A 25,461-nucleotide genomic window follows, 5' to 3' on the forward strand; every position below is an offset into this window, starting at 1 on the left:
CACCCCAGCAGACCCCCATGGCAGGCCTCATTCCACAGGCATTTATCGACGAGCTGCTCGAGCGCAGCGACATCGTCGAGGTGATCCAGCGCCGCGTGAGCCTGAAGAAGGCCGGGCGCGAGTTCGCCGCCTGCTGTCCGTTCCACGGCGAGAAGACGCCGTCGTTCTATGTCTCGCCGCAAAAACAGTTCTATCACTGCTTCGGCTGCGGGGCGCACGGCACGGCCATCAGCTTCCTGATGGAGTACGAGAACCTGAGCTTCCCCGAGGCGGTGGAGCAGCTGGCCGAACAGGCCGGACTGGAGGTCCCGCGCGAGGCCGGAGGGGACGACAAACGCGAGGCCCACGCCCCGCTGTACGAGGCCCTCAACGCGGCCGCCGACTACTACGTGCAGCAGCTGCGCCAGACGCCGAAGGCAGTCGAATACCTGAAAAACCGTGGCATCGACGGCACCACGGCCCGCGACTACCAGATCGGCTGGGCCCCGCCCTCGGGCCTGCTTGAGGCCCTCAAGCCCCGCTTCACCCCGCAGCAACTGGTGGATGCCGGGCTGGCCGCGCGCCGCGACGACGGCGGCATCCGCGAGCGCTTCCGCGGGCGCATCATGTTCCCGATCCGCGACCGGCGCGGGCGCATTACCGGCTTCGGCGGGCGCCTGATTGAAGACGGCGAGCCGAAGTACCTGAACAGCCCGGAGAGCGAGGTCTTCCACAAGGGACAGACCATCTACGGCCTGTTCGAGGCCCGCAAGGCCGGCACCCGGCTGGATGACATCGTGGTGGTTGAGGGCTACATGGACGTGGTCGGGCTGGCCCGCGCCGGTTTTCGCCGAGCGGTGGCCTGCATGGGCACCGCCCTGACCCGCGCCCACCTGGACAGCCTGTTCCGCCAGGTCTCGCGCATCACCCTGTGCTTCGACGGCGACGCCGCCGGGCGCCGCGCGGCCTGGCGCTCGCTGGCCGAGGCCCTGCCCGCGATCCAGGGCCTGCGCGAGGTGCGCGTGTTGTTTCTGCCCGAGGGGGACGACCCCGACAGCCTGGTGCGGCGTGACGGCCTCGCCGGCTGGGAGGAACGGCTGGCCGGTGCCCTGCCCCTGTCCGAGACGCTGGTCCGGCTGCTGCGCGAGGAGCACCCGACCGACACCGCCGAAGGCCGCACCCGCTTCGCGCATGCCGCGATGAAGCTGGTCGCCACCACGCGCGATCCCCTGTTCCGCGACCAGTTGGTCGAACGCATCGCCGAGGAGACCCATCTGAGCCACGAGCGCCTGGAACAGGTCTTGTCCGAGCAGCCCCCCGAACCCGCCCGCGCGACGGCCTCGGGTTCGGGGGGCGATCTTCCGGCCAACCCCACCGCCAGCCGGGCACCCGGCGGCGAAAGCCCGCCGGCCCTGTGGGGCGCCCTCCTGGCGCGCGTCCTGCAACACCCGGAACTCGACTGGTCGCAACCGGAAATCCGCCAGCTCGTCGAACTGCCCGGCGTGGCCGCGGCCACCCTGCGCGAGCTCCTCGCCGCCCTGGACGAAAACCCCGAACGGCATACCGCCGGGCTGCTGGAACGCTTCCGCGAGGAACGCCACTTCCAGCGCCTGATGGCCCTGGCCCACCAGGCCCTGGACGACGGCGAGGTGGCCGTCACCCGGCAGACGGCGCTGGACTGCGCCCGCCAGCTCCTGCGCCAGCACTACCGCTCGCGAATTCGTGAACTGACTCGCCCCGGCACCGAACTGGGGACGGAACAACGCGCCGAGCTCGCCCGTCTTACCGAGCAGTTGCAGCGATTCGACCGGCCGCAATAGCCAGCCCGGGCCTTGAAGCGGACGCGATTGCCCGCATTGTTCAGACAGCTGGAGGGCGCCACGCGACGCGCCGCGCAGGGCCTTGACCGCAATCAGCGTCCGGCAACCGGCAATATAAGAATCTTCTGCTACAATACAGGATTGATTTTTCTGCGCCCCAATTTCCTAGAGCCGTCCTGTAGCGGCTCGACCAAGCACCTCGGAGTACGACCGCAATGAATCGTGAAGAGCAGCAATCCCAGCTCAAGGAACTGATTGCCAAGGGCAAGGAGCAGGGATACCTCACGTATACCGAGGTGAACGACCACCTGCCCGACTCGATCATCGACTCCGACCAGGTCGAGGACATCATCGCGATGATCAACGACATGGGCATCGCGGTGCACGAGCAGGCCCCGGACGCCGACAGCCTGCTGCTGTCCGACGGCTCCGTCTCCGCCGACGAGGACGCCGAGGATGCCGTGGCCGCGCTCGCCTCGGCCGATTCCGATTTCGGTCGCACCACCGACCCCGTGCGCATGTACATGCGCGAGATGGGCACGGTCGAGCTGCTGACCCGCGAGGGCGAGATCCGCATTGCCAAGCGCATCGAGGAAGGCCTGATGCAGGTCCTGTTCGCGCTGGCTCACCACCCGGGCGCGATCGAACGACTGATCCACGAGTACGACCAGATCGTCGAAAACAACGGTCGCCTGACCGATCTGGTGGTCTCCTTCATCGACCCGCACGACCACGCCAACGGCGAGGCCGTGGCCCGCGGCCTGGTGACGCCGGAACAGGCGCAGAAGGCCCAGGACGAGCAGAAGGCAGCCGCCGCGGCGGCTGCCGAGCAGCAGGCCAGCGCCGAGCTGGATGCCATCGTCGACGAGGTGGAGGACGCCGAGGAAGACGAAGAAGCCGCCGAACCGGTCGACACCGGTCCGGACCCGGAAGAGGCCCGCGAACGCTTCGAGAAGCTGCGCAAGCTGCACGCCAAGGCCCACAAGGCCTTCGAGAAGGGCAACCGCGAGGCCTACGCCGTCGCGCGCGAGGCCACCGCCAAGTACTTCATGGAGTTCAAGCTGGTCCCGCGCATGGTCGACCAGCTGACCACCCAGCTGCACGGCAGCATCGACCAGATCCGCCGCCACGAGCGCCGTATCATGGCGCTGGCCGTGGAACAGGCGCAGATGCCGCGCAAGACCTTCATCGACAGCTTCCCCAAGAACGAGACCAACCTCGACTGGATCAAGGAAGCCTGCAAGGCCAAGGGCAAGTACACCACCGCCCTCGCCGAGCACGAGGACGAGATCGTGCGCCTGCAGAAGAAGCTCGCCGAGATCGAGCACGAGGCCAGCCTGAACATCTCCGAGATCAAGGAGATCAACCGCCGCATGTCCATCGGCGAGGCCAAGGCCCGCCGCGCCAAGAAGGAGATGGTCGAGGCCAACCTGCGCCTGGTGATCTCCATCGCCAAGAAGTACACCAACCGCGGCCTGCAGTTCCTCGACCTCATCCAGGAAGGCAACATCGGCCTGATGAAGGCGGTGGACAAGTTCGAATACCGCCGCGGCTACAAGTTCTCGACCTACGCCACCTGGTGGATTCGCCAGGCCATCACCCGCTCCATCGCGGACCAGGCCCGGACCATCCGCATCCCGGTGCACATGATCGAGACCATCAACAAGCTCAACCGCGTCTCCCGCCAGATGCTGCAGGAGATGGGCCGCGAGGCCACGCCGGAAGAGCTGGCCGAGCGCATGGAGATGCCCGAGGACAAGATCCGCAAGGTGCTGAAGATCTCCAAGGAACCGATCTCCATGGAGACCCCGATCGGCGACGATGAAGACTCCCACCTGGGCGACTTCATCGAGGACGAAAAGGTCGCCTCGCCGTCGGACTCCGCCGCGCAGGAAAGCCTCACCGAGGCCACCCGCGAGATCCTGTCCACGCTGACCCCGCGCGAGGCCAAGGTCCTGCGCATGCGCTTCGGCATCGACATGAACACCGACCACACCCTCGAAGAGGTCGGCAAGCAGTTCGACGTCACCCGCGAACGCATCCGCCAGATCGAGGCCAAGGCCCTCCGCAAGCTGCGCCACCCGACCCGCGCCGAACTGCTGCGCACCTACACCGACGCCGAGTAACCGGCGTCCCGGCCGGACGGCCGGAACCTGCCCTGCCGCTGCGGCGCCATCCCTGCCTTTCCGGGTAGAATGGCGCCGCAGTCGTTTGTACCCTCCCCGAATACGGGCCTGTAGCTCAGTTGGTTAGAGCAGGGGACTCATAATCCCTTGGTCGTCGGTTCGAGTCCGACCGGGCCCACCATATTTTCAACACCTTATACGCTCGCGTTGATTCACGCTTAGTATTTGTAGGCACCTTGTAGGCGGCTTATTCGCCCTCCCTCCTAGGCGCAGCCACCTAACCTGATACCCTCAGGACAGAAATACAGCTAACAGATGCCCGAGCACTTCCTGTTAGATCTCCCGAGGGGGCAACAGCAAATGCCTGATATTGTTCAGATTAGGTTTGATGGCGACCTTGTCGTAGACAACCGAGTCTCCATGCGGACACTTGGCAATACACTGTTCTATACGCAGAACGCGCTAGAGCGGGCGTATTTGGACATCCAGCGGCCAGGGGGCGTCTGGAAGCACGCCCGCCTAAAAACTACCGAACGAGAAGCAGTTCAGTTCCTTATTGAGCTGCCCGAACCCGGCAGCTACCTCCAACGCTTTATCTCCGCTAGCGAACTTGGGCGCGTCATTATTGACCGCGCATCGGCCGCCCTACAGACCGCACTAGATCAAGCCACCCGTCAGGCCGAACAGGAGCACCGCTCCTGGCGTGACGAAGTCCTCTCGCGCAGGCAACAGATCACCCAGGGCACCGTGACACCCCGAGACTACACCGATCTACGTGACAATCCCGACCCAAGAACGGTACGCGCTTACGGCGACAAATCGATCGCAAAAGAGTTTGATAACGCTCTGCGCCCTATCAGATCGCCCTCTTCAGGTGAGAGCCAGCTAGACCTGACGCTATCCGGGACTCAGACGAGGACCATCCCCTTCGATCGAAACACTAGCGAGCTGCTCCACCAGGCAATCAGCACGCGGCAAGTTGGAGATCCAGTTATCTACGAGGGCCAGCTCCATCAGCTCGACCATAGAAATAAGAAAGGGAAGTTCGACAATACCGCAAACAACAAAACCACAAGCCTACTATTCTCTAGCGATGACGATGTAGATAAGGTGAGAAACCTGCTTGGCCAAAACCCATTCGCCTTCATTGGCTGTCCGGTAATCGAGTTTGGCTCTTTTGACCCCAACGCTGGGGATGTTCTTTTTATAGACTTAGTTGGGCAGTAACCCTTGGTAGACGTGATACGCGAACAATACCTGGCTGAGGTCGCCGCCATCTACCCTCTGCCTCGGGCAGTCGCGGTTCTCTATCTCGCCCTTGCCTCTCACGCCATAATAAAGTCGGAGGGCGAGCCCGCGTTGTTGTTTTTATGGCTTGAACCGCTGTCTGAAATCTTTTCCGCAACCGAAGGAATAGCTACCACACTCAGCCCACTGCTTTTGATTATTATATTGGTAGCAACCGGAGTCGCTTCTACGCTTTTTCACAGGCTAAACGCATTCCTTTACGACCTTCTTGACAAAAAAGCGCTTCCAAAAGTCGTCGAAATCCGCTCCTACATCAAGGAAGAATATGAAAGTGCGCGAGAGTTTTGGGCGACAATCCCCGGCGACAGGAGCACATACTTAGTCTCACTGGAAGAGCAGCTAAAAGCGAAGCTTAAGCGCTTTAGAGCGATTAATGGATGGGCAGAGTTCTTCTTCATCGTCACCCTATTTCACACTACTATTATCTTTGTCGAGGGCGCCCCTGTATTGAATACTATCACCGCATTTGGGGCGCTCATCCTGGCAAGCACGCTTTTCGCGCGAGGCCTTTATTTTTATATTTCCAGTGTCACGCCGCCGCTAGTGGCCGTTAGGGCTGGGAAGGGGCAAAAAATCAAGCTCGGTGACGAAGATATCTTCCCATAACACCACCCCCAATAAATCCTCATTCATTGTTTCAAACGTACAGTTATTGACAGAACTCCAAGGCGGGACGCCCTACGGGCGCCCCGCTGTGCTCCGAAGCTCCCAGGTGTGGGTTCGCGTTTCGACGAAGACATCTGAACCCGGCGCTTCGACGCCCAGCACCTGATTACCCTTTTCTTCTCCATACGCGCCGAGCTCGTCACTCCAGGCCTTCATTAAGGTGAGTGGACAACGGCGCAGTTCCTCTACGAAACGCAGCCCGGAGGGTCAGACCTTGCTTTTTGCCTCTCTGGTGAAGGCGGGTCGAAAGGCAAGGCCTGTCCCGACTCACGATCAGGCAGTCTCGGTGGTGATGAGACCGCGCTGGAGGTCGACGGTGATTCGCTGGCCTTCGATGACCGTGGCGCAGGCCAGCAGGAAGATCTCGACGAACTCGTTGCGCTCCTCCTCCGGCATCTCCGAGGAGGTATTGGAACCATTGAAAGTGCCGAACATGGTGTCATGGGCACCCGCCGAGTAGAGGATCAGTCGCTGCATGGCGGTCTGGTCGTCCGGCGAGGGCGCAGCGGTATCCAGGACCGGCTCGTCCAGCTTCTGCTTGATGGTGGAATAGAGATGAAACAGATATTCCGCCGCGCTCTGGCGCCCCCGCCGATCCTGCAAGGTGAAATTGGCCGAAACCGCCTGGCCACTGCGGGCGCGCAGCACGATGTGCTTCGGCTCGGGCTGATCGTCGGCGTACGGGTTCAGGATGTGGGCCACGATGTCTCCAAAGCGGAATGGACGGGCCGAGGAGACTACGAGACCCCCTTCGAGATTTCTACGGCGGCCCCGCAAGCCAAGGGGTTATCCATGCGGCTTCAGGGCCGGGTGAGACTTTGGTCGATCGCGTGTCGGCGCCTGGTACCCGGTTCGTTTTCTTCGTTTCAGAGTCGCCAGCCGTTCGGGTCCCGCCCGCCTTCGCCCGAAGGCACTAGCACTTCGAATAGCCGCAGTCACGGCAGGTCGGGCAGCCGTCGATGATTTCGAGGTGGCCATCGCACTGCGGGCAGGAGGCGGCGGGGGTGGCCACCCGATGCGGGGCTTCCAGGTTGGCGGAGACTTCCGGGGTCCGGTCCCGGTCGCGGTAGTTGGCGACCAGTTCGCGTAGCGGGCGGGGGTGGCCGTCGGGGTCGAGGAAGCCGCGGCGCTGGAGGATGCGTTGCAGGGCGTGGGCGATCGCGGCGACCTCGGAGGGGTGGTACAGCGGTTTGCCGTATTCGTTCTCGCCGCAGCGGACCGGGCCGCGGTCCCAGGTGACCTTGCGCAGGTCGCGCAGGGCGCGGGCGGCGTAGCCCCCGCGGGCCGCCAGCGACAGGCTGCGCATGGTCGCGGAGATCCACTGGTAGGACTCGGAGTGCTGCCCGGTGGGCAGGAAGAACTCGATCGGGCGCTCGATGGTCACGCGCTCGCCGCTGACCGTGCCGGAGACGGCCACGAAGCTGACCACCAGGTAGACGGTCTGCGGCCCGTCCTGGGTCCAGTAGCGCACCTTCTCAGTGACCGACTCGAGTTCGCCCTCGGGGCGCGACGGAATGCGCTTGCCCAGCGGGTGATCGTCGCTGCCGGACGCGCCCTCGCCCTGCGGGGCATCCGAGCGGCGAAAGGCGATGATGGGCTGGTCGATCCGGTGCATCGTGTCCTCCCCGACGGCGTCAGACGTCGTCGTAATAGCCCTCGTCCAGCGCGGCGAAGAGATTGGCAGCGGTGTGGATCTGGCCTTCGTATTCGACCTCTTCGTCGCCGCGCAGGGTCAGCTCCCTGCCGTCCGCCAGGGTGAAGGTGTACCAGGTACTGCGCAGGCGTTCCGGGTCCACCAGCACGCCCATCTGGGCCTGCGGGTTGGGCCGGTAGGTGGTGCAGCCCTTGAGCCCGGCGCGCCAGGCCTGCAGATAGACCTGCTGGAAGTCCTCGAACGGGATATCGATCGGGACGTTGAGCGTCTTGGAGATGGCCGCGTCCACCCACGGCTGCGCGGCGGCCTGCATGCGGATGTGGGCGTCCACACTGACCTGGTCCGCAGTGATCGCGTGGGCGGGCAGATCCCCCGGTCCCGCCTCGGCATCGACCCAGGCGCGGTAGGCCAGCAGCTCAAACGAGTAGCAGTCCACGGCCTCGCGGGTGCGCCGCCCGGGGCGACGGATGTTGCGCGTGGTGTGGTGCAGAAAGGTCGGCTCGATGCCGTTGCTCGCGTTGTTGGCGACCGAGAAGCTGATGGTGCCGGTGGGCGCGATGGAGGTCGCGTGGGTAAAGCGCGCGCCCTCATCGGCCAGCGCCGCGACCAGCGCCGGGTCCTCCTCGGCGATGCGCTGCATGTAGGGACTGAAGCGCGCATGCAGCTCCCGACCCTTCAGCACGTCATCGACCTGATAGCCGGCCTCGGCCAGCGCCGGCTGACGCCGGAGCATGTCCGCGGTCAGCGTGAAGTCCTCGTCCATGATCGGCGCCGGGCCCTTCTCGCGCGCGAGCTCCAGCCCGGCGCGCCAGCTCTCCAGCGCCATGCGACGACAGACCTCCGCGGTGAAGTCGGCGGCCGAATCCGAGCCGTAGGTCTCCCCCAGCATTGCCAGCGCCGACCCGAGCCCGAGGATGCCCATGCCGTGGCGGCGCTTGCGCAGCATCTCGGCGCGCTGCTCCGGAAGCGGCAGCCCGGAGATGTCCGCGACATTGTCCAGCATGCGCGTGAACACGCGCACCACCCGCTCGAAGCGCACCCAGTCGAAGGCGGCGTCGGCGCTGAACGGCGCGGACACGAACCGGGTCAGGTTCACCGACCCCAGCAGACAGGCCCCGTCCGGCGGCAGCGGCTCCTCGCCGCAGGGGTTGGTGGCGCGGATCACCTCGTCGAACCAGGCGTTGTTCTGGCGGTTGACCTGATCGATCAGGATGACGCCGGGTTCGCCGACGTCATAGGTGCTGCGCATCAGCGTGTCCCACAGCTCGCGGGCGCGCACGCGGCGGTAGACACGGCAGGCGACCCGGCCCTGGTCGTCGACGCGGTAACCGTCCTCGACTACCGGCCAGTCGCGATAGACAAGCTCGGATGCGGACACCGCGTCCTGTTCGACGGGCAGCAGCGGGAAGGCGAGCGCCCATTCGTCGTCGCGCTCCACGGCCTCCAGAAAGGCATCGCGCACCAGCACCGAGAGATTGAACTGGGTCAGCCGCCCTTTGCGGCGCTTGGCGAGGATGAAGCGCTCGATATCCGGGTGGCCGATATCCAGCGTCGCCATCTGCGCCCCGCGGCGGCCACCGGCCGCGCCGATGGTGCGGCAGGTCTGGTCGAAGATCTGCATGAACGCGACCGGGCCGTTGGTCGGCGCGCCGGCACCCGCGACCAGCGCACCCTTCGGGCGCAGGGTGCTGAAGTCGTAGCCGATCCCGGCCCCGGCCTTGAGCGTCAGTCCGGCGGCGGTATTGGCATCGAGGATGGCCTGCAGCGAATCGCGGATCGTGCGCGAGACAGTGCAGTTGATCAGGGTCGTCTGCGGCTTGTGGGCCTCGGCCCCGGCATTGGCCAGGATCCGCCCGGCCGGGATGGCGCCGTTATCCAGCGCCCAGCGGAACTCGCGCTCGATCGGCGCGCGCTTCTCCGGCGCCTCGACCGCGGCCAGGGCCAGGGCCAGGGCGACACGGTCGAACATCGCCTCGACCGAGGCATCCACCGGCTCGCCCCGGGCGTCACGCAACTGATAGCGCTCGGCCCAGATCGAAGCCGAAGAGGGCTGCAGGGGCACGTCGGGCGACGTGTCTCGGGGGAGGCGATTGTTGCCCTGCCTTTGCCGGCTCTTGCCCATATTGGCCCGCCGCGTTGCGCTCGACCGAAGGGCGCTGAGGCCCTTCTCCGATCATGGGCGCCGGCGCCGCAGGCTGCAAGAACGAGCAGGGGCCGGTGTCAGAAGCGGTCGAGACCCGCGAGCGGGTTGGCAAGCTCGCGCACGCGCATCCAGGAGGCGATGCTGGCGCGCCAGCGCCGCGTGGGCAGGACCGCGTGCGGCACGGTCTGGCTCAGGAACATCACCAGCGTGCCAGCCGTCGGCTGGATGCGCTGGCATTCGCGGCCCGCATCGTCATAGATGGCGAGCTGGCCGCCGTCCTGCTCGTGCCAGTCGCGGTTCAGATAGAACACCAGCGACAGCCGGCGGCAGTTGCCGGCCTGAAAAGCATCCACATGGCGCTCGTAGTGGGTCCCGGGCGGGTACAGGGCAAAGTGCGATTCGGTCTCGAACAGGCCCGGGATCAGCGACCGGCCCACCTCCAGCCGTATCGCATCCAGGCGCTCCATGAACGCCTGCTGGGCCGGGCTGGCACCATCCAGCCAGTGGATCCAGTCACCGCGGGTGGCCCGATCGCGATGGCACTCGCCACCCCGACCGATCCGCGCCTGCGCCAGCTGCGCGGCATCACGCAGGGCGTAGATCTCGTCATGCAGCGCATCGACCGTGTCCTCGGGCAGGAAGTCGGGCCAGACACACCGCTGATCGCGCATCAGCGCATCCAGCCAGCCTGCCGGCTCACGGCCCTCGGGAACCGGGGATTCGATGACCGCTGGCGCGCGGGACGGGAGCGTGTCGGCAAGGTCCGACCACTCGGGGCCGGGAACGGGCAGATTCACGGGCGGGGTCTTCCATTCGGGCCGCCAAAGCGGCACACAGGCGGGTGCCTGCAAGGCAGCAATATACCGCGCCCGGCCCGGCGCGCAAGCACTTTCGACGGAGTCTGCTCGAACGGCGTCAGTGGCTCAGGAAACCGCCGGCGATCAGGTGCTGCCGCAGTGCGGCCTGACCCTCGGTCACACGGGTGCGCGGGCCGCGCAGGCCCAGTTCGACCTGCGGGGCATTGCGGTCCATACGCGGCAGGCAGGAGATGCGCAGATCGGGGAAGGCCGCCTCCATCGCTTCGAGGATCGGGACCAGTCGGCTCTCGGTCACGTTCTCCAGCCGCAGCACCTCCTCTACCGCGCCCGCCTCGGCGTTACGGTCGGGGAAACGCTGATCCAGCACCCAGCGCACCATCGGCTCGGCCATCACCGGGAAGCCGGGCACACAGTGGTGGCGTTCGCAGCTGAACCCGGGGATGCCGTTGACCGGGTTCGGGATCAGGCTAGCGCCCTCCGGTAGCTCGGCCATGCGCACGCGGTGCGGCCAGGCCTCGACGCCGAAGCGCTCCTCGAGGATCGCCATGAACTCGGGGTGTGGCACCAGCGGGCGACCCAGCGCCTCGGCCAGGCAGGCGCGGGTGCGATCATCCGGGGTCGCTCCGATACCGCCGAAGCTGAACACCTCGGCTCCGCTTGCCAGGGTTTCGCGGAACGTCTGCACCAACAGGCGAGCGTTGTCACCCACGATCCGAATCCATGATAGCTCCAGGCCCTTCTCGGCGAGCGCCTCGGTCAGGTGCGCCTGGTGCCGGTCCCGGCGCTTGCCGCTGAGGAGTTCGTCGCCAATGATCACGGCGCCGATCTCGATCTCGCCCGGCTCCCGTTCAGCCATCACGGGTCCGTCCATCGCCCCGGCCTTCGCCACGTTACTGTTTGGCGCCCAGCGCGAGCGCGCGCTCGCGGGCCGCGGCACGCGCCTCGGGGGCGTTGTCCGGATCGTTGAGCCACGGCGCCAGATGCTGGTGCAGCAGCCCGGCCAGGAAGTCGAGGTGGTCGGCGCGGTCGTTGAGGGCCGGGATGTAGTGGAAGCGTTCGCCACCGGCCTCCTGGAAGATCTCGCGATTCTCGTCGCCGATCTCCTCGATCGTCTCCAGGCAGTCGGCGGAGAAGCCGGGGCAGATTACGTCCACCGAGCGCACGCCCTGCCCCGGCAGGGCCTCCATGGTCTTGTCGGTGTAGGGCTGCAGCCACTCCTCGCGCCCGAAACGCGACTGGAAGGTCACCTGCCACTGGTCGTCGTTCAGCCCCAGCGCCTGCGCCAGCTTGTGCCCGGTGGCATGGCACAGGCAGTGGTAGGGGTCGCCCTGCAGCAGGTAGCGCTTGGGGATGCCGTGGAAGGACATCACCAGGCGGTCGGCCTGGCCGTGCTCCTGCCAGTGCTCGCGCACACTGCTGGCCAGGGCCTCGATGTAGCCGGGCTGGGCGTCGTAGGCGGCGATGAACTGCAGGTCCGGCACCCAGCGCCAGCCCTTGAGCACATCGGCGACGGCATCGAAGGTGGAGCCGCTGGTGCTGGCCGAGTACTGCGGGTACAGCGGCAGCACGACCACGCGGCGCACACCTTGGCGGCGCAGCTCGTCCAGCCCCGCGGCGATCGACGGGTTGCCATAGCGCATGCCCAGCGCAACCGGGATCTCCTCCCCTGCCTGCTCGGCCAGGCGGCGGCGCACACCCTCGGCCTGGCGCTTCGAGATCGCCAGCAGCGGCGAACCTTCGTCGGTCCACACGGTGGCGTACTTGGCGGCCGAGCGCTTCGGACGGATGTTGAGGATGACGCCGTTAAGGATCAGCCACCAGATCGGGCGCGGAACCTCGACCACGCGCGGATCCCAGAGAAACTCCTTCAGGTAGCGGCGCAGGGCGGGCGCGGTGGGTTCGTCCGGCGTGCCGAGGTTGGTCAGCAATACGCCGACGTCGCGCGCCTGGCCGTGACGATAATCCGCTTCTCCGAAATACTTCATGGTGCTCCTTGCCGACATGAGGGGACGCTGACTCCCTGTCGGAGTGGCGCAGCGCCATTTGGTTCAGCGGTGAAGGATAGCGCGCCGGCGACCCGGGGGCAGCCAGCGCCGGTTCAGCCCAGACGGCCGCGCAGGGGGCTGGTGCGCGGGAAGTGCGCCTGCAGGAATTCCATCTGGTCGGCCAGCACGCGCTTGCCCTTGAGGAAGATGTATTCCGCATGGGTCGGCGTGAACGGGATGGCCAGCAGTTGCATCCCGGCCTCTTCCGGCGTGAACCCGGCCTTGTGGTTGTTGCAGCGCTTGCAGGCGGTGACCACGTTGGTCCACGTGTCCTCGCCGTTCTGGCTGATGGGGGTCACATGGTCGCGCGACAGGTCGCGTTCGTAGAAATGCTGGCCGCAGTACAGACAAAGATGGGCATCGCGGCGGAACAGGGTGGTGTTGTTGAGCGGAGGGATGTAGTTGTTGAAACGGGACTGGCGGGTGCCATGGGTCGCGATGATCGAGTTGACCTCGACCCGCGACTGCAGCCCGGTGCGGGCGTTGATGCCGCCGCGCATGCGATAAAGCGGGCTGCCACAGGTGTAGGCCACCTGCTCGGTGTAGTAGAGGCGCACGGCCTGCTCCAGGCCGATCCACTCCAGCGGCATGCCCGCGGCGTCCGTGCGCAGGACCTGATGCTCGTTCGGCAACATGACCCGTCCCGTCTCAAGGAAACACGGATTTGCTCACGCGGGGTAGAGTGAACAAATCCATGCCCCCTTTGGGAGACGCTGATTGAATCGCACGCCCGCGTCTCCCTCAGGGCAACACTGACCGGAAAAACAATAAACAGCCTTCGGGAACAAAGCAATTACAACGCCATGACCCGAGGTATCGTACGCTCCGCGGCCCGGAACAAGACCCTGCAAGCGCAGGACACGGTTTAAGCACGGGGGCGATTCCGCTACACTCGCGGGTCGTTTTTTGTGCGGCATGCCCGCTTCAGGCGTGCCGCATCCGATTTCACCACCCGCGAGCGCGGCTGATCGTCCCAGGGGAGTACGGGACGTTTGGCCCGGGGAGAGAGCGCATGGCAATCAAATTATCCGTTCCCAAGGAGTCCGCCAGCGGCGAGCGCCGCGTGGCCCTGGATCCGTCGGTAGCGGCCAAGTTCAGCGATCTGGGCGTCACCGTGCAGCTGGAGAAGGGGGCCGGCTCCAATGCCCATTTCCCGGACACGGCCTACGAGAAGGCCACCGTGGTCGATACCGAGACGGCCTACGGCCAGTCGGACCTGATGGTCCGCGTGGCCCCACCGACGGTGGAAGAGGTCAACCAGCTGCCGGAGGGCTCCACCGTCGTCAGCCTGTTCCATGCCCACCGCAATCCGGACGTGGTCAAGGCGATGCAGGAGCGCAAGATCCTGAGCTTCGCGATGGAGCTGATCCCGCGCATCTCGCGCGCCCAGAGCATGGACGTGCTGTCCTCGCAGGCGGCCGTGGTCGGCTACAAGGGCGCGATCATGGGCTCGGATCTGTCCTGCCGCTTCTTCCCGATGCTGACCACCGCGGCCGGCACCATCCGCCCGGCCAAAGTCATCGTGATCGGCGCCGGCGTGGCCGGGCTGCAGGCGATCGCCACGGCCAAGCGCCTGGGCGCGATGGTCGAGGCCTATGACGTGCGCTCCGCCACCAAGGAGCAGGTCGAGTCGCTGGGTGCGAAGTTCCTCGATCTGGGCGTCTCCGCCGAGGGCGAAGGCGGCTACGCCCGCGAACTGACCGCGGAAGAGAAGCAACAGCAGCAGGATGCCCTGGGCGAGTTCATCTCCAAGGCCGACGTGCTGATCACCACCGCCGCGATCCCGGGTCGCGACGCGCCGAAACTGGTCCCGAAGGACATGGTCGAGGGCATGAAGCCGGGCGCGGTCATCATCGACCTGGCGGCCGAGGGCGGTGGCAACTGCGAGCTGTCCAAGCCGGGCAAGACCAGCAAGCACAAGGGCGTGACCATTCATGCCCCGCTGAACGTGCCCTCGCAGGTGCCGCTGCATGCCTCCGAGATGTACGCCAAGAACCTGCTCAATTTCCTCACGCCGATGATCGCCGAGGGCGGCGAGTTCCAGCCGGACTGGGATGACGAGGTCATCGCCAAGAGCGTGCTGACCCGCGACGGCGAGATCGTGCACGAGGCCACCCGCGAGGCCCTGAAGGGAGCGAACTCATGATCATCGAAGGCTTTATCGCGCTGTACATCTTCATGCTCGCGGCCTTCACCGGCTACGAGATCATCTCCAAGGTGCCGGTCATCCTGCACACCCCACTGATGTCCGGTTCCAACTTCGTCCACGGCATCGTGCTGGTCGGGACCATGGTCGCGCTGGGCCACGCCACGACCCCGCTGGAACAGGCCATCGGCTTTGTCGCCGTGATCCTGGCCGCGGGCAACGCCGTGGGTGGCTACGTCGTCACCGAACGCATGCTGGAGATGTTCAAGACCAGCAAGAAGGACGACAAGAAGGGAGATAACGCATGAGCATGATCATCAACCTCGCCTATTTTGCGGCGGCGGTACTGTTCATCGTCGGCCTCAAGCAGATGTCCTCGCCGACCACCGCGCGGCCGGGCATCATCTGGGCCGGCGTGGGCATGGTGATCGCCACGCTCGTGACCTTCGTGCATCCGGAGATCTCCGGCGGCGTGAACTACACCCTGATCATCCTGGGTATCGCCATCGGCGGCGCGCTGGCCTGGTGGAGCGGCAAGAAGGTCGCGATGACCGACATGCCGCAGATGATCGCGCTGTACAACGGCATGGGCGGCGGCGCCGCGGCCGGCATCGGCGCGATCTACCTGCTGCAGGCGACCCCGGAAACCGTCAGCAACACCGGCCTGGCGATCGCCGTGACCGGCTCGCTGATCGGCTCGGTGGCCTTCTCCGGCTCGCTGGTGGCCTACGCCAAGCTGCAGGGCCTGATGAAGAAGACCTTCACCTTCGCTGGCCAGCAGGTCGTGAACATCGCGATCTTTGCCATCACCGTGATCCTCGGCTTCCTGATGGCCACCGGCGGCGGCGAGATCGGTTCGGCGACGCTGCTGCTGTTCTTCGTTCTGGCGCTGGCCTTCGGCATCCTGATGACGCTGCCGATCGGCGGCGCCGACATGCCGGTGGTCATCTCGCTGTACAACGCCCTGACCGGCCTGGCGGTCGGCCTGAAGGGGATCGTGCTCGACAATCCGGCGCTGATGATCGCCGGTATCGTGGTCGGCGCGGCCGGTACGCTGCTCACGCAGCTGATGGCCAAGGCGATGAACCGCCCAATCAAGAACATCCTCTTCAGCCAGTTCGGCGGCTCCGCCGGCGGCGCCGAGGAAGAGATCGAAGGCACGATGAAGGAGATCCAGGCCAACGATGCCGGGATCATGATGGCCTACGCCGAGAAGGTCATCATCGTGCCGGGCTACGGCATGGCCGTCGCGCAGGCGCAGCACAAGATCTGGGAATTCACCCAGCTGCTGCAGAAGCGCGGCGTGGACGTGAAGTTCGCGATCCACCCGGTCGCGGGCCGCATGCCCGGGCACATGAACGTACTGCTGGCCGAGGCCGGCGTGCCCTACGACATCATCTTCGATCTCGACGAGATCAACGAGGAGTTCAAGACCGCGGATGTCGCGATGGTGATCGGCGCGAATGACGTCGTGAACCCGGTGGCCCGGACCAATCCGGAATCGCCGATCTACGGCATGCCGATCCTGAACGCCGACCAGGCCCACAACGTCATCTGCGTGAAGCGCGGCAAGGGCTCCGGTTTCTCGGGCATCGAGAACCACCTGTTCTATGCCGACAACAACCAGATGCTCTACGGCGACGGCCAGAAGGTGGCCGCCGAACTCGTGGCATCGGTCAAGGCCCTCGGCTAATAGCCCGCCCCAAATGCGGGACCCGGATACGGGTCCCGCCACCGAAACCCGGCCAACCGCCTCGCGGTGCCGGGTTTTTTGTTGGCCAGGAAAACACTGCTCAATGTACACACTCGCGCTCGAGTTGCTTTTGCGGGCGAATGAATCAGTGCTTCCCCAAGGCTCGATGAACACCCGGAACGGCGTCACAATTGTACACACCCTGTACAGACTACCCACAAGCGGTGAAACCAACGGCCGCTTAGCACACAGAGCGCGCACTCCGTTTCACATAAAGCTCATAACGAACTGTTTATTCGGTTCTTTTGGCTTCTGGTCGATTTTTGGCCAATCCAAGACGCCCCCAGCAGTAACAAGCATTTAGGGCCCTTCCCCCCGTTTCACCCACGGAGTTATCCACAGCTTTTGTGGATAACAACCCGACCCGCCCTGAGGCAACCGACTCCCCCTTCCCGGGCCCCGACGCAGTAAACTGGGCCCATGCCCGTCGCGCCCCGAATCGCCCGCATCGCGCTGGATCGCCCCCTGGATCGGCTGTTTGACTACCGCATCCCCGAAGGCCTGTCGCTCACGCCCGGACAGCGGGTTCGCGTGCCCTTCGGCCGAGGCTCCACGGTCGGCCTGGTGGTCGAGCTGGCGACCACCAGTGACGTGCCGCCCGCACGCCTGCGGGCGGTGAACGAGGCCCCGGAGAGCGAACCGCTCCTCTCGCCCCGCCTGCTGGAGCTCCTGCGATTCGGGGCCCGCTACTACCATCACCCGCTGGGCGAGGCCCTGCTGGGGGCACTTCCACCGGCCCTGCGCCACGGCGACCCGTTGCCGGCCCTCACCCCCGAAACCCTGTGGCGGATCACCCCCGAGGGCACCCGCGCCCTGGCCGACGGCCTCGCGCGCGGTCGGCGCCAGCAGGCGGTCCTCCGCGCCCTGGAGCCGGGACACGCGGCCACGGCCCTGGATCGCGCCACCCTGGCCGCCGCGACCGGCCTGCAGCTGGCCCCGCGAGAACTGCGCGACTATGAGGCGCGTGGCTGGCTGGAGACGATCACGCCCGACCCGACACAGCCGCCACCGCCGACCACCAGCGACCACGATCTGACCCCCGACCAGCGCACCGCCGTTGAGGCCCTGACACCCGGGACCGGCGCACCGCTGCTGCTGGAGGGCGTGACCGGGAGCGGCAAGACCGAGGTCTACCTGCAGATGGCCGAACGCGTGCTGGCAGGCGGGCACGCCGCGCTGTTCCTCATCCCCGAGATCGCCCTGACCCCGCAATTGAGCGCGCGCATCCAGCAGCGGTTTCCCGGGCAGATCGCCCTGCTCCACTCCGGCCTGGCCGAGGGCGAACGCCTGCGCGCCTGGGAGGCCGCCCGCCAGGGTCAGCGCCGCATCGTCGTCGGCACCCGCTCGGCCCTCTTCACCCCGCTGCCCGACCTCGGCCTGATCATCGTCGACGAGGAACACGACAGCGCCTTCAAACAGCAGGACGGGTTCCGCTACAACGCGCGCGACCTGGCGATCAAGCGCGGCCAGCTGGAGCAGGCCGCGGTGGTTCTGGGCTCCGCCACCCCGACCCTGGAAAGCCTGCACGCGGCCACCACGGGCCGTTACGCCCACGCCCGGCTGACCACACGCCCGGACGGGACCCGCCCACCCACCGTCGAGACCGTGGACACGCGCGTACATCTCCCGGACGAGGGTCTGACCGCCCCGCTGCTCGAGGCCATGCAGCAGACCCTGGCGGCCGGCCACCAGTGTTTTCTCCTGCTCAACCGCCGCGGCTTCGCCCGCGTACTGGCCTGCGACGCCTGCGGCTGGGTGGCCGAGTGCCCGGATTGCGATGCGCGACTGACCATTCACGCGCACAACCCGCGCGCTGTCTGTCACCTCTGCGGCCACCAGGAACCCCGCCCCCAGCGCTGCCCGGAATGCGGCGAGCCGCTGGCGCAGCGCGGCCTCGGCACCCAGCGGCTGGAACAGGCCCTGGCGCGGCACTTCCCGACCACCCCCCTGATCCGCCTGGACCGCGACAGCATCCGTCACAAGGGCGCGCTGGAGGCGGCACTGGACCGTATCCGCCAGCTGGATGCCGCGATCGTGGTCGGCACCCAGATGCTGGCGAAGGGCCACGACTTCCCCCAGGTCGGACTGGTCGGTGTGATCGACGTGGACCAGGGCCTGTTCAGCGTCGACCTGCGCGCCACGGAAAACACCCTCCAGCTCATCGTGCAGGCCGCCGGCCGCGCCGGGCGTGGTTCCGGCGGCGGTCGCGTGCTGCTCCAGACCGGGCATCCCGACCACCCCCTGATTCGCGGACTGGATGCCGCCGACTACCCGGCAATGGTCGCGCCCCTGCTGGAGGAACGCGCCGCCGCCGAGCTGCCGCCCCACGGCCACCTGGCCCTGGTCCGGGTCGAGGCCGGCGATGCCGAGACCACCCGCCGCCATGCCGAGCGCGTCGCCACCCACCTGCGCAGCGCCGCGACCGAGGGCCTGCGGGTACTGGGCCCGGCCCCCGCGCCGCGTCATCGCGTCAACCGCCGCTTCCGCGAACAGATCCTGCTGCAGTCCACGCGCCGCAACCCCCTGCACGAGGGCCTCGCACGGGCGCGCCACGCCTGGCAGGCCGACGACCTGCCGCGCGGCACCCGCATCGCCATCGACATCGACCCCGTCTCGCTCGCCTGACCCGTTCCCGCGGCAGGCGCCGGGGCGGCACGTGCGCCGCTTCCGGGTTAGAATGCGGCCCTTTTTACACGACGGATCGAGCCCCTCTTGAAAGACACCCTAACCGAGGCCCTCGCGGCCGCCCTGGAGACCCTGGTGGCCGATGGCCGTGTACCCGCCGATCACGGTGTCGAGGTGCAGGTCACGCGCGCCCGCGACCGCGAACACGGCGACTTTGCCAGCAACCTCGCGATGCAGCTCGCGCGCCCGGCCAAGAGCAAACCGCGTGACCTCGCCGAGGCCCTCAGCGCCGCAATGCCCGAGGTACCCGGTCTCGCCGCCACCGAGATCGCCGGCCCCGGCTTCATCAACTTCCGCCTGGCCGCGGATGCCCGCACGCTGGTGCTCGGCCGCATCGCCACCCAGGGCGCCGACTTTGGCCGCTCCAGCGTGGGCGGCGGTCGCCCGGTGCAGGTGGAGTTCGTCTCCGCCAACCCCACCGGCCCGCTGCATGTCGGCCACGGCCGCGGCGCGGCGTTCGGCGCCACCGTCGCCGACCTGCTGGATTTCTGCGGCTTCGATGTCACCCGCGAGTACTACGTAAACGACGCCGGGCGGCAGATGAACATCCTCGCCGCCAGCGTCTGGCTGCGCTATCTGGAACAGCACGGGGTGCAGGTCCCGTTCCCGGCCAACGGCTATCAGGGTGACTACATCTATCCGGTCGCCGAGGCCCTGACCGCACAGATCGGCGAACAGGCCGTGCACGCGACCGAGGCCGTCACCCGCGACCTCCCGCCGGACGAGCCGGCCGGTGGCGACAAGGAGATCTACATCGACGCGGTGATCGCCCGCGCCCGCGAGCTGCTGGGCCCGGAGCTGTACCGCACGGTGTTCGACTGCGGCCTGAACGCCATCCTCGAAGACATCCGCGACGACCTGCGCGAGTTCGGGGTCGAGTATCAGTGCTGGTTCTCCGAGCGCAGCCTGGCCGACTCCGGCGCGATCGATGCCGCGGTGCAGGATCTCGAGGCGCACGGCGCGCTGTACGAGAAGGACGGGGCCCTGTGGTTCCGCTCCACCGACTACGGCGACGACAAGGACCGCGTGGTGCGCCGCGAAAACGGCGACTACACCTACTTCGCCTCCGACATCGCCTACCACCGCGAGAAGTTCCAGCGCGGCTTCGAGCGCGTGATCAACATCTGGGGCGCCGACCACCATGGCTACGTCCCGCGCGTGCGTGCCGCCCTGCAGGCCCTGGGCCTGGAGGCCGATCGCCTGGACGTGCTACTGGTACAGTTCGCGATCCTCTACCGCGGGGGCGAACGCCTGCCGATGTCCACCCGCGCCGGGCAGTTCGTCACCCTGCGCGAACTGCGCGACGAGGTCGGGTCGGATGCCGCGCGCTTCTTCTATGTGCAGCGCCGCTGCGACCAGCACCTGGACTTCGACCTGGACCTGGCCAAGTCGCAGTCCAACGACAACCCAATGTACTACATCCAGTACGCCCACGCGCGCATCGCCAGCGTGCTGCGCACTGCGGCCGAGCGCGGCCATGCCGCCAGCGCGCTGGACGACACCGGGCTGTCCGAGCGCCTGACCGAGCCGCAGGAAGACGACCTGCTGGATCGCCTGGACCGCTTCCCCGAGGTGATCGCGGCGGCCGCCGAGGCCTGCGAACCGCACCAGATCGCCCAGTACCTGCGCGAGCTGGCAGCCGGCTTTCACGCCTACTACAACGCGGTGCCATTCCTGAACGCGGAGGATGCCGCCGTGATCGGCGCACGCCTGGCCCTGCTGACCGGGGCCAAGCAGGTGCTGCACAATGGCCTGCGCCTGCTGGGCGTGACCGCCCCGGAACGGATGTAGACCATGGCCCAGGCCCGCAAGACCCGTCGCAAGTCCACCCCGCGCAAGGCCGCGCGCCCGATCCCCGGCTGGGTGTGGATGCTGATCGGCCTGCTGATCGGGCTGGGCATTGCCGCCGTGCTGTACCTGCAGGGGGCCGACCGCTCACCGGATCTGGGCGCGCTGTTCGGCGACCCGGGGACCGAGACCGCCGCTCCGGCCCCGACCCCGGCGCCCGTGGAGCGCGACACCGTACCGTCGGACGACGAACCGCGGTTTCGCTACTACGAGCTGCTGCCCGAGGACGAGATCCGCGTACCCGAGTCCGAGCGCGACACCCCGGCCCCGACCCTGCCGCCCGCCGCATCCCCCAGCGAGGGGGAGCCGGTGGTCCTGCAGACCGGGTCGTTCCGCCGCTTCGCCCAGGCCGACGAGATGAAGGCCCGCCTGACCCTGCTGGGCCTCGACCCGCAGGTGCACGAGGTCGAGATCCAGGGTGATACCTGGTACCGCGTGTACCTCGGCCCGTTCAGTGACGAGGACCGCGTGCGCCAGGCGCTGGAGCGCCTGCGCACCGAGAACATCGAGGCCCTGCGTCTGCGCTACCAGGGCTGACCGTGGAACCGGCCCCCGCACCGGAACTCGACGCCCTCGCCGCCCGTATCGAGGCGCTGCCCGCCGGCCCCGAACGCAAGCACCTCGCGGACCTGCTGCGCCGGGCCCGCCAGCGCCAGAAGCGCGGGCAGGCCTGCGACCGCTTGGCTCGCACCCTGGCCGACCGCCTGGACCACGCCGAAGGAAGCACTGAAGAGCGCGCCCGTCTGCGCCCGCAGCCCGTCTACACCGGCGACCTGCCGATCCACGCCGAGCGCGAGCGCATTGTCGCCGCGATCCGCGAACACCCGGTACTGGTGCTGTGCGGCGAGACCGGCTCCGGCAAGACCACCCAGCTGCCCAAGCTGTGCCTGGAGGCCGGGCGCGGCGAGACCGGGCTGATCGGCCACACCCAGCCGCGCCGCATCGCCGCGCGCTCGGTCGCCAGCCGCATCGCCGAGGAACTGGGCACCACGCTGGGGGGTGAGAAGACCTCCACCGTCGGCTTCAAGGTGCGCTTTTCCGACCAGACCGGGCCGAACAACTGGGTCAAGCTGATGACCGACGGCATGCTGCTTGCCGAGCTGGCGCATGACCCGGAGCTGCGCGCCTACGACACCCTGATTGTCGACGAGGCGCACGAGCGCAGCCTGAACATCGACTTCCTGATGGGCGTGCTCAAGCGCCTGTCGAAGAAGCGCCCGGAGCTGCGCATCATCATCACCTCCGCGACGCTGGACCCGGAGCGCCTGTCCGCGTTCTTCGACGACGCCCCGATCCTGACCGTGGCCGGACGCACCTACCCGGTGGAGCTGCGCTACCGCCCGATCGAGCCGGAAGACGCGGCCGACGAGGACGAAGACGCCGGTCGCGGCGAGCGCGACCTGTTCGACGGCATCCGCGAGGCGGTGGCCGAATGCGAGCGCGCCGGCCCCGGCGACATCCTGGTATTCCTGCCCGGCGAGCGCGAGATCCGCGACGCCCACAAGGCCCTGCGCGGCCAGGTGCGCGCCGACACCGAGGTCCTGGCACTGTACGCGCGCCTGTCCGCGCGCGAGCAGTCGCGGGTATTCCAGTCGCACGCCGGCCGGCGCATCGTGCTGGCCACCAACGTCGCCGAGACCGCGCTGACCGTCCCCGGCATCCGCTTCGTGATCGACTCGGGTCTGGCCCGCGTCTCGCGCTACTCCTGGCGCTCGCGGGTCCAACGCCTGAGCCTGGAGCCGATCTCGCAGGCTGCCTGCGACCAGCGCGCCGGGCGCTGCGGACGACTGGGCCCCGGCATCTGCATCCGGCTGTTCGCGGAGGACGACTACCACCTGCGCCCGCCCTTCACCGACCCGGAGATCCAGCGCTCCAACCTCGCCTCGGTGATCCTGCAGATGGCCGCGCTGAAGCTCGGTCAGCCGCGCCAGTTCCCGTTCGTGGATCCACCCGATCCACGCTTGGTCAAGGACGGCTACCGCCTGCTGGAGGAGCTGGGTGCGGTGGACGCGCGCGGGCGCATCACCCCGCGCGGCCGCCAGCTGGCACGCATGCCCATCGACCCGCGCCACGGTGCAATGCTGCTGGCCGGGGCCGACCACGGCTGCGTGACCGAGACCGCGACTATCGCCGCGTTCCTGTCGCTGCAGGACCCGCGCGAACGCCCGGCCGAGGCCACCCAGGCGGCGGACCAGGCCCATCGGGAGTTTCAGGTCGAGGGCTCCGACTTCATGGGCATGCTGCGGCTGTGGGAGGCCTGGCACACCGCGCGCGAGGATCTCGGCTCGAATGCGCTCAAACGCTGGTGCCGCGAGCACTTCCTGAATTTCCTGCGCATGCGCGAGTGGCAGGAACTGCGCGTGCAGCTGCTGCGCCAAGCCCGCGAGATGGGCCTGAAGCCGAACCACCAACCGGCCGACGCCGAGCCCGTGCACCGCGCACTGCTGACCGGGCTGGTCAGCCAGATCGGGCAGAAGACCGAGCGCGGCGACTACCTCGGCGCGCGCAACCGCCGCTTCCAGATCCACCCCGGCTCGGTCCTGGCAAAGAAGAAACCCGCCTGGGTGATGAGTGCGGAGATCGCCGAGACCACCCGTGTCTACGCCCGCGACAATGCCCGTATCGAGCCCGACTGGATCCTGGCCGCGGCGGCGCATCTGCTCAAGCACCATATCTTCGAGCCGCACTTCCAGCGTCGCAGCGGACGCGTCGGGGCCTTCGACCGCATCACCCTGTACGGCCTGGTCGTCGCCCCGAAAAAGCCGGTGGACTTCGCAAGACACGACCCGGCCGAGGCGCGGCGTATCATGATCCGCGAGGGCCTGGTCGGCGGCGAGCTGCGCACCCGCTCGAAGGGGGTACAGGCCAACCGCGAGGCCGTGGCCGAGATCGCCGAGCAGGAGGCGCGCGGGCGCCGGCGCGACCTGCTGGTGGAGGAGGATCGCCTGTTCGACTTCTATGACGCCCGCCTGCCGGAAGACATCACCGACGGCACAAGCTTCGAGACCTGGGCGCGCAAGGCCGAGAAGCGGGACCCCGACGCCCTGCGGATCGACCGTGCGGAACTGCTGAACGAGCCGGACACCGCGCTCCCGCAAGGGGCCTACCCCGACCATCTGGAGGTCGAGGGCCTGCGCCTGCCGCTGGCCTACCGCTTCGAGCCCGGTCAGCCAGACGACGGCGTGACCGTGACCATCCCGATCGCCGCGCTGAACGCGGTACCCGACTGGCTGGGCGACTGGCTGGTGCCGGGGCTTTTGGAGGAGCGCGTGACCGCCCTGTTGAAGAGCCTGCCCAAGGGCCTGCGCCGCCAGTTCGTGCCCGCGCCGGACTTCGCGCAGGCCGCGCTCGCGCGCATCGAGCACCGCCAGGGCCCGCTGATCCCGGCGCTGGCCGAGGCCCTGCGCGCGATGACCGGCACCGAGATCCCGCTGGATGCCTGGCGCCCGGAGAACCTCGAGCCACACCTGGTGATGCGCTTTCGCATCCTCGACCCGGAAGGCCACGAGCAGGCCAGCGGCCGCGACCTGGCCGCGCTGAAGCGCCGGCTGGGCGACAGCGCCGAGGCCCACTTCGACGCCAGCCGCCCGGACGAGATCACCCGCGGGGGGATCACCGAGTGGGACTTCGGCGCATTGCCGGAGAGCGTCGAATTCGACCACCAGGGGGCGCAGCTGCGCGCCTTCCCGATCCTGGTCGACCGCGGCGATGCGGTCTCGCTGGAGCTGGAACCGGACCCGGCGCGGGCCGCACGCGCCCACCGAGCGGGGCTGCGCCGGCTGTTCCTGCTGGGCGTGCGCAAGACCGCCCGCGACCTGCGCCGCCAGCTCCCGGAGATCGAGCGCGCCTGCCTGAACTACTCGACGCTCGGCAGCTGCGAGGCCCTGCGCGACCAAATCCTGGAGGCCGCGGCCGACCGGGTGTTCCTGGCCGAGCCGTGGCCGCGCGATGCCGAGAACTTTCAAGAGCGCCTGGAGGCCAGCCTGCCCGAGTTCTCGCCCACGGTGATGGAGCTCTCGCGCCTGGCCGCCGAGATCCTGCGCCACTGGCACGACCTGCGCACCCGGCTGCAGGGGGATCTGCCGCTGTCCTGGATCGAGGCCGCGCGCGACATCCGCGGGCAGCTCGAGGCGCTGGTCCCGGCCGACTTCCTGCTGCGCACCCCGCACACCGTGCTGCCCGAGCTGCCGCGCTACCTGCAGGCAATCGACAAGCGCCTGGAACGCCTGACCCAGGCCCCGGACAAGGACCGCGCCCGACGCGTGGCGGTCGAGCCGCTGTGGCAGCAGGCACAGGAGCTGATCGCACGGGCATCGGACCACCCGGACGTTCTCGCCTTTCGCTACCGCATCGAGGAGTTTCGCGTCTCGCAGTTCGCCCAGGAACTGGGCACGCGCGAGAAGGTGTCGCCGAAACGGCTGGAACGCGAATACACCGACGTGATCCAACGACTGGCAAGCGGCCAATAAG

General features: G+C 67.5%; 18 protein-coding genes and 1 tRNA gene. 12 read left to right on the plus strand and 7 right to left on the minus strand.

The features are described from left to right. Nucleotides 1-17: 17 nt before the first annotated feature. From dnaG to D103_RS0108880, 5 genes are all read left to right on the plus strand, one after another. Complete coding sequence (gene dnaG, locus D103_RS0108860; protein ID WP_018876533.1) at nucleotides 18-1,799, plus strand: DNA primase; 1,782 nt, start codon at nucleotides 18-20, stop codon at nucleotides 1,797-1,799. Between the two features lie 215 nt (nucleotides 1,800-2,014). Next, on the plus strand, nucleotides 2,015-3,925 hold the full coding sequence (gene rpoD, locus D103_RS0108865) for an RNA polymerase sigma factor RpoD (RefSeq protein ID WP_018876534.1): 1,911 nt from the start codon (nucleotides 2,015-2,017) through the stop codon (nucleotides 3,923-3,925). A gap of 104 nt (nucleotides 3,926-4,029) precedes the next feature. Further along, nucleotides 4,030-4,106: transfer RNA gene (locus D103_RS0108870), tRNA-Ile, on the plus strand. 179 nt (nucleotides 4,107-4,285) lie between these two features. Beyond that, complete coding sequence (locus D103_RS0108875; protein WP_155984780.1) at nucleotides 4,286-5,152, plus strand: hypothetical protein; 867 nt, start codon at nucleotides 4,286-4,288, stop codon at nucleotides 5,150-5,152. A gap of 3 nt (nucleotides 5,153-5,155) precedes the next feature. Then, nucleotides 5,156-5,839 carry a hypothetical protein gene (locus D103_RS0108880; RefSeq protein WP_018876536.1) on the plus strand — a complete coding sequence of 228 codons (684 nt, stop codon included), beginning with the start codon at nucleotides 5,156-5,158 and terminating at the stop codon, nucleotides 5,837-5,839. Nucleotides 5,840-6,172: 333 nt separating this feature from the next. Here D103_RS0108880 and D103_RS0108885 read toward each other — a convergent pair whose 3' ends face one another. The 7 genes from D103_RS0108885 to D103_RS0108915 form a co-directional block, all read right to left on the minus strand. After that, nucleotides 6,173-6,601 (minus strand): hypothetical protein, encoded by a 429-nt coding sequence (locus tag D103_RS0108885; protein ID WP_018876537.1) that lies wholly within the window; start codon nucleotides 6,599-6,601, stop codon nucleotides 6,173-6,175. A 211-nt stretch (nucleotides 6,602-6,812) separates the two neighbouring features. Beyond that, the gene (locus tag D103_RS0108890; RefSeq protein ID WP_018876538.1) at nucleotides 6,813-7,514 is read right to left on the minus strand and encodes a hypothetical protein; all 702 of its coding nucleotides are present in this window, start codon (nucleotides 7,512-7,514) and stop codon (nucleotides 6,813-6,815) included. A 19-nt stretch (nucleotides 7,515-7,533) separates the two neighbouring features. After that, a complete protein-coding gene (locus tag D103_RS0108895) occupies nucleotides 7,534-9,675 on the minus strand; it encodes an adenosylcobalamin-dependent ribonucleoside-diphosphate reductase (protein WP_038028581.1) in 2,142 nt (713 codons plus the stop codon). 98 nt (nucleotides 9,676-9,773) lie between these two features. Then, a complete protein-coding gene (locus tag D103_RS0108900; RefSeq protein WP_018876540.1) occupies nucleotides 9,774-10,493 on the minus strand; it encodes a 2OG-Fe(II) oxygenase in 720 nt (239 codons plus the stop codon). Nucleotides 10,494-10,611: 118 nt separating this feature from the next. Further along, on the minus strand, nucleotides 10,612-11,370 hold the full coding sequence (locus D103_RS0108905) for a molybdopterin-binding protein (protein ID WP_019583672.1): 759 nt from the start codon (nucleotides 11,368-11,370) through the stop codon (nucleotides 10,612-10,614). A gap of 34 nt (nucleotides 11,371-11,404) precedes the next feature. Next, the gene (hemH, locus tag D103_RS0108910; protein WP_018876542.1) at nucleotides 11,405-12,499 is read right to left on the minus strand and encodes a ferrochelatase; all 1,095 of its coding nucleotides are present in this window, start codon (nucleotides 12,497-12,499) and stop codon (nucleotides 11,405-11,407) included. A gap of 113 nt (nucleotides 12,500-12,612) precedes the next feature. Next, complete coding sequence (locus D103_RS0108915) at nucleotides 12,613-13,194, minus strand: HNH endonuclease (RefSeq protein ID WP_018876543.1); 582 nt, start codon at nucleotides 13,192-13,194, stop codon at nucleotides 12,613-12,615. A 377-nt stretch (nucleotides 13,195-13,571) separates the two neighbouring features. On the opposite strand from D103_RS0108915, the gene D103_RS0108920 reads away from it, so the two are divergent. The 7 genes from D103_RS0108920 to hrpA all read left to right on the plus strand — a co-directional run bounded on the left by D103_RS0108920 (nucleotide 13,572) and on the right by hrpA (nucleotide 25,460). Continuing rightward, complete coding sequence (locus D103_RS0108920) at nucleotides 13,572-14,705, plus strand: NAD(P) transhydrogenase subunit alpha (RefSeq protein WP_038028584.1); 1,134 nt, start codon at nucleotides 13,572-13,574, stop codon at nucleotides 14,703-14,705. Then, complete coding sequence (locus D103_RS0108925; RefSeq protein WP_017942675.1) at nucleotides 14,702-15,013, plus strand: NAD(P) transhydrogenase subunit alpha; 312 nt, start codon at nucleotides 14,702-14,704, stop codon at nucleotides 15,011-15,013. Before D103_RS0108920 ends, D103_RS0108925 begins: the two co-directional genes overlap by 4 nt. Beyond that, nucleotides 15,010-16,398: an NAD(P)(+) transhydrogenase (Re/Si-specific) subunit beta gene (locus tag D103_RS0108930; protein ID WP_018865546.1), complete on the plus strand. Its 1,389-nt coding sequence runs from the start codon at nucleotides 15,010-15,012 to the stop codon at nucleotides 16,396-16,398. The genes D103_RS0108925 and D103_RS0108930 overlap by 4 nt, the downstream gene beginning before the upstream one ends. A gap of 480 nt (nucleotides 16,399-16,878) precedes the next feature. After that, nucleotides 16,879-19,083, plus strand: a complete 2,205-nt coding sequence (locus D103_RS0108935) for a primosomal protein N' (RefSeq protein ID WP_018876545.1) — start codon at nucleotides 16,879-16,881, stop codon at nucleotides 19,081-19,083. An 87-nt stretch (nucleotides 19,084-19,170) separates the two neighbouring features. After that, entirely contained in the window at nucleotides 19,171-20,934 is a 1,764-nt protein-coding gene (gene argS, locus D103_RS0108940) for an arginine--tRNA ligase (protein WP_018865544.1), read from the plus strand. A 3-nt stretch (nucleotides 20,935-20,937) separates the two neighbouring features. Next, the gene (locus D103_RS0108945) at nucleotides 20,938-21,528 is read left to right on the plus strand and encodes an SPOR domain-containing protein (protein WP_018876546.1); all 591 of its coding nucleotides are present in this window, start codon (nucleotides 20,938-20,940) and stop codon (nucleotides 21,526-21,528) included. Between the two features lie 2 nt (nucleotides 21,529-21,530). Then, on the plus strand, nucleotides 21,531-25,460 hold the full coding sequence (gene hrpA / locus D103_RS0108950; RefSeq protein ID WP_018876547.1) for an ATP-dependent RNA helicase HrpA: 3,930 nt from the start codon (nucleotides 21,531-21,533) through the stop codon (nucleotides 25,458-25,460). The last annotated feature ends 1 nt before the right edge of the window (nucleotide 25,461 follow it).

This window comes from Thioalkalivibrio sp. ALE31, assembly GCF_000377405.1.
Taxonomy (GTDB): Bacteria; Pseudomonadota; Gammaproteobacteria; order Ectothiorhodospirales; family Ectothiorhodospiraceae; genus Thioalkalivibrio.

Bases quoted from the DNA above. Each gene is read 5' to 3' on its own strand.
- dnaG (WP_018876533.1), top strand. From the start codon at position 18: ATGGCAGGCCTCATTCCACAGGCATTTATCGACGAGCTGCTCGAGCGC.
- rpoD (WP_018876534.1), top strand. From the start codon at position 2,015: ATGAATCGTGAAGAGCAGCAATCCCAGCTCAAGGAACTGATTGCCAAG.
- D103_RS0108875 (WP_155984780.1), top strand. From the start codon at position 4,286: ATGCCTGATATTGTTCAGATTAGGTTTGATGGCGACCTTGTCGTAGAC.
- D103_RS0108890 (WP_018876538.1), bottom strand. From the start codon at position 7,514: ATGCACCGGATCGACCAGCCCATCATCGCCTTTCGCCGCTCGGATGCC.
- D103_RS0108895 (WP_038028581.1), bottom strand. From the start codon at position 9,675: ATGGGCAAGAGCCGGCAAAGGCAGGGCAACAATCGCCTCCCCCGAGAC.
- D103_RS0108905 (WP_019583672.1), bottom strand. From the start codon at position 11,370: ATGGCTGAACGGGAGCCGGGCGAGATCGAGATCGGCGCCGTGATCATT.
- hemH (WP_018876542.1), bottom strand. From the start codon at position 12,499: ATGAAGTATTTCGGAGAAGCGGATTATCGTCACGGCCAGGCGCGCGAC.
- D103_RS0108915 (WP_018876543.1), bottom strand. From the start codon at position 13,194: ATGTTGCCGAACGAGCATCAGGTCCTGCGCACGGACGCCGCGGGCATG.
- D103_RS0108920 (WP_038028584.1), top strand. From the start codon at position 13,572: ATGGCAATCAAATTATCCGTTCCCAAGGAGTCCGCCAGCGGCGAGCGC.
- D103_RS0108925 (WP_017942675.1), top strand. From the start codon at position 14,702: ATGATCATCGAAGGCTTTATCGCGCTGTACATCTTCATGCTCGCGGCC.
- D103_RS0108930 (WP_018865546.1), top strand. From the start codon at position 15,010: ATGAGCATGATCATCAACCTCGCCTATTTTGCGGCGGCGGTACTGTTC.
- D103_RS0108935 (WP_018876545.1), top strand. From the start codon at position 16,879: ATGCCCGTCGCGCCCCGAATCGCCCGCATCGCGCTGGATCGCCCCCTG.
- D103_RS0108945 (WP_018876546.1), top strand. From the start codon at position 20,938: ATGGCCCAGGCCCGCAAGACCCGTCGCAAGTCCACCCCGCGCAAGGCC.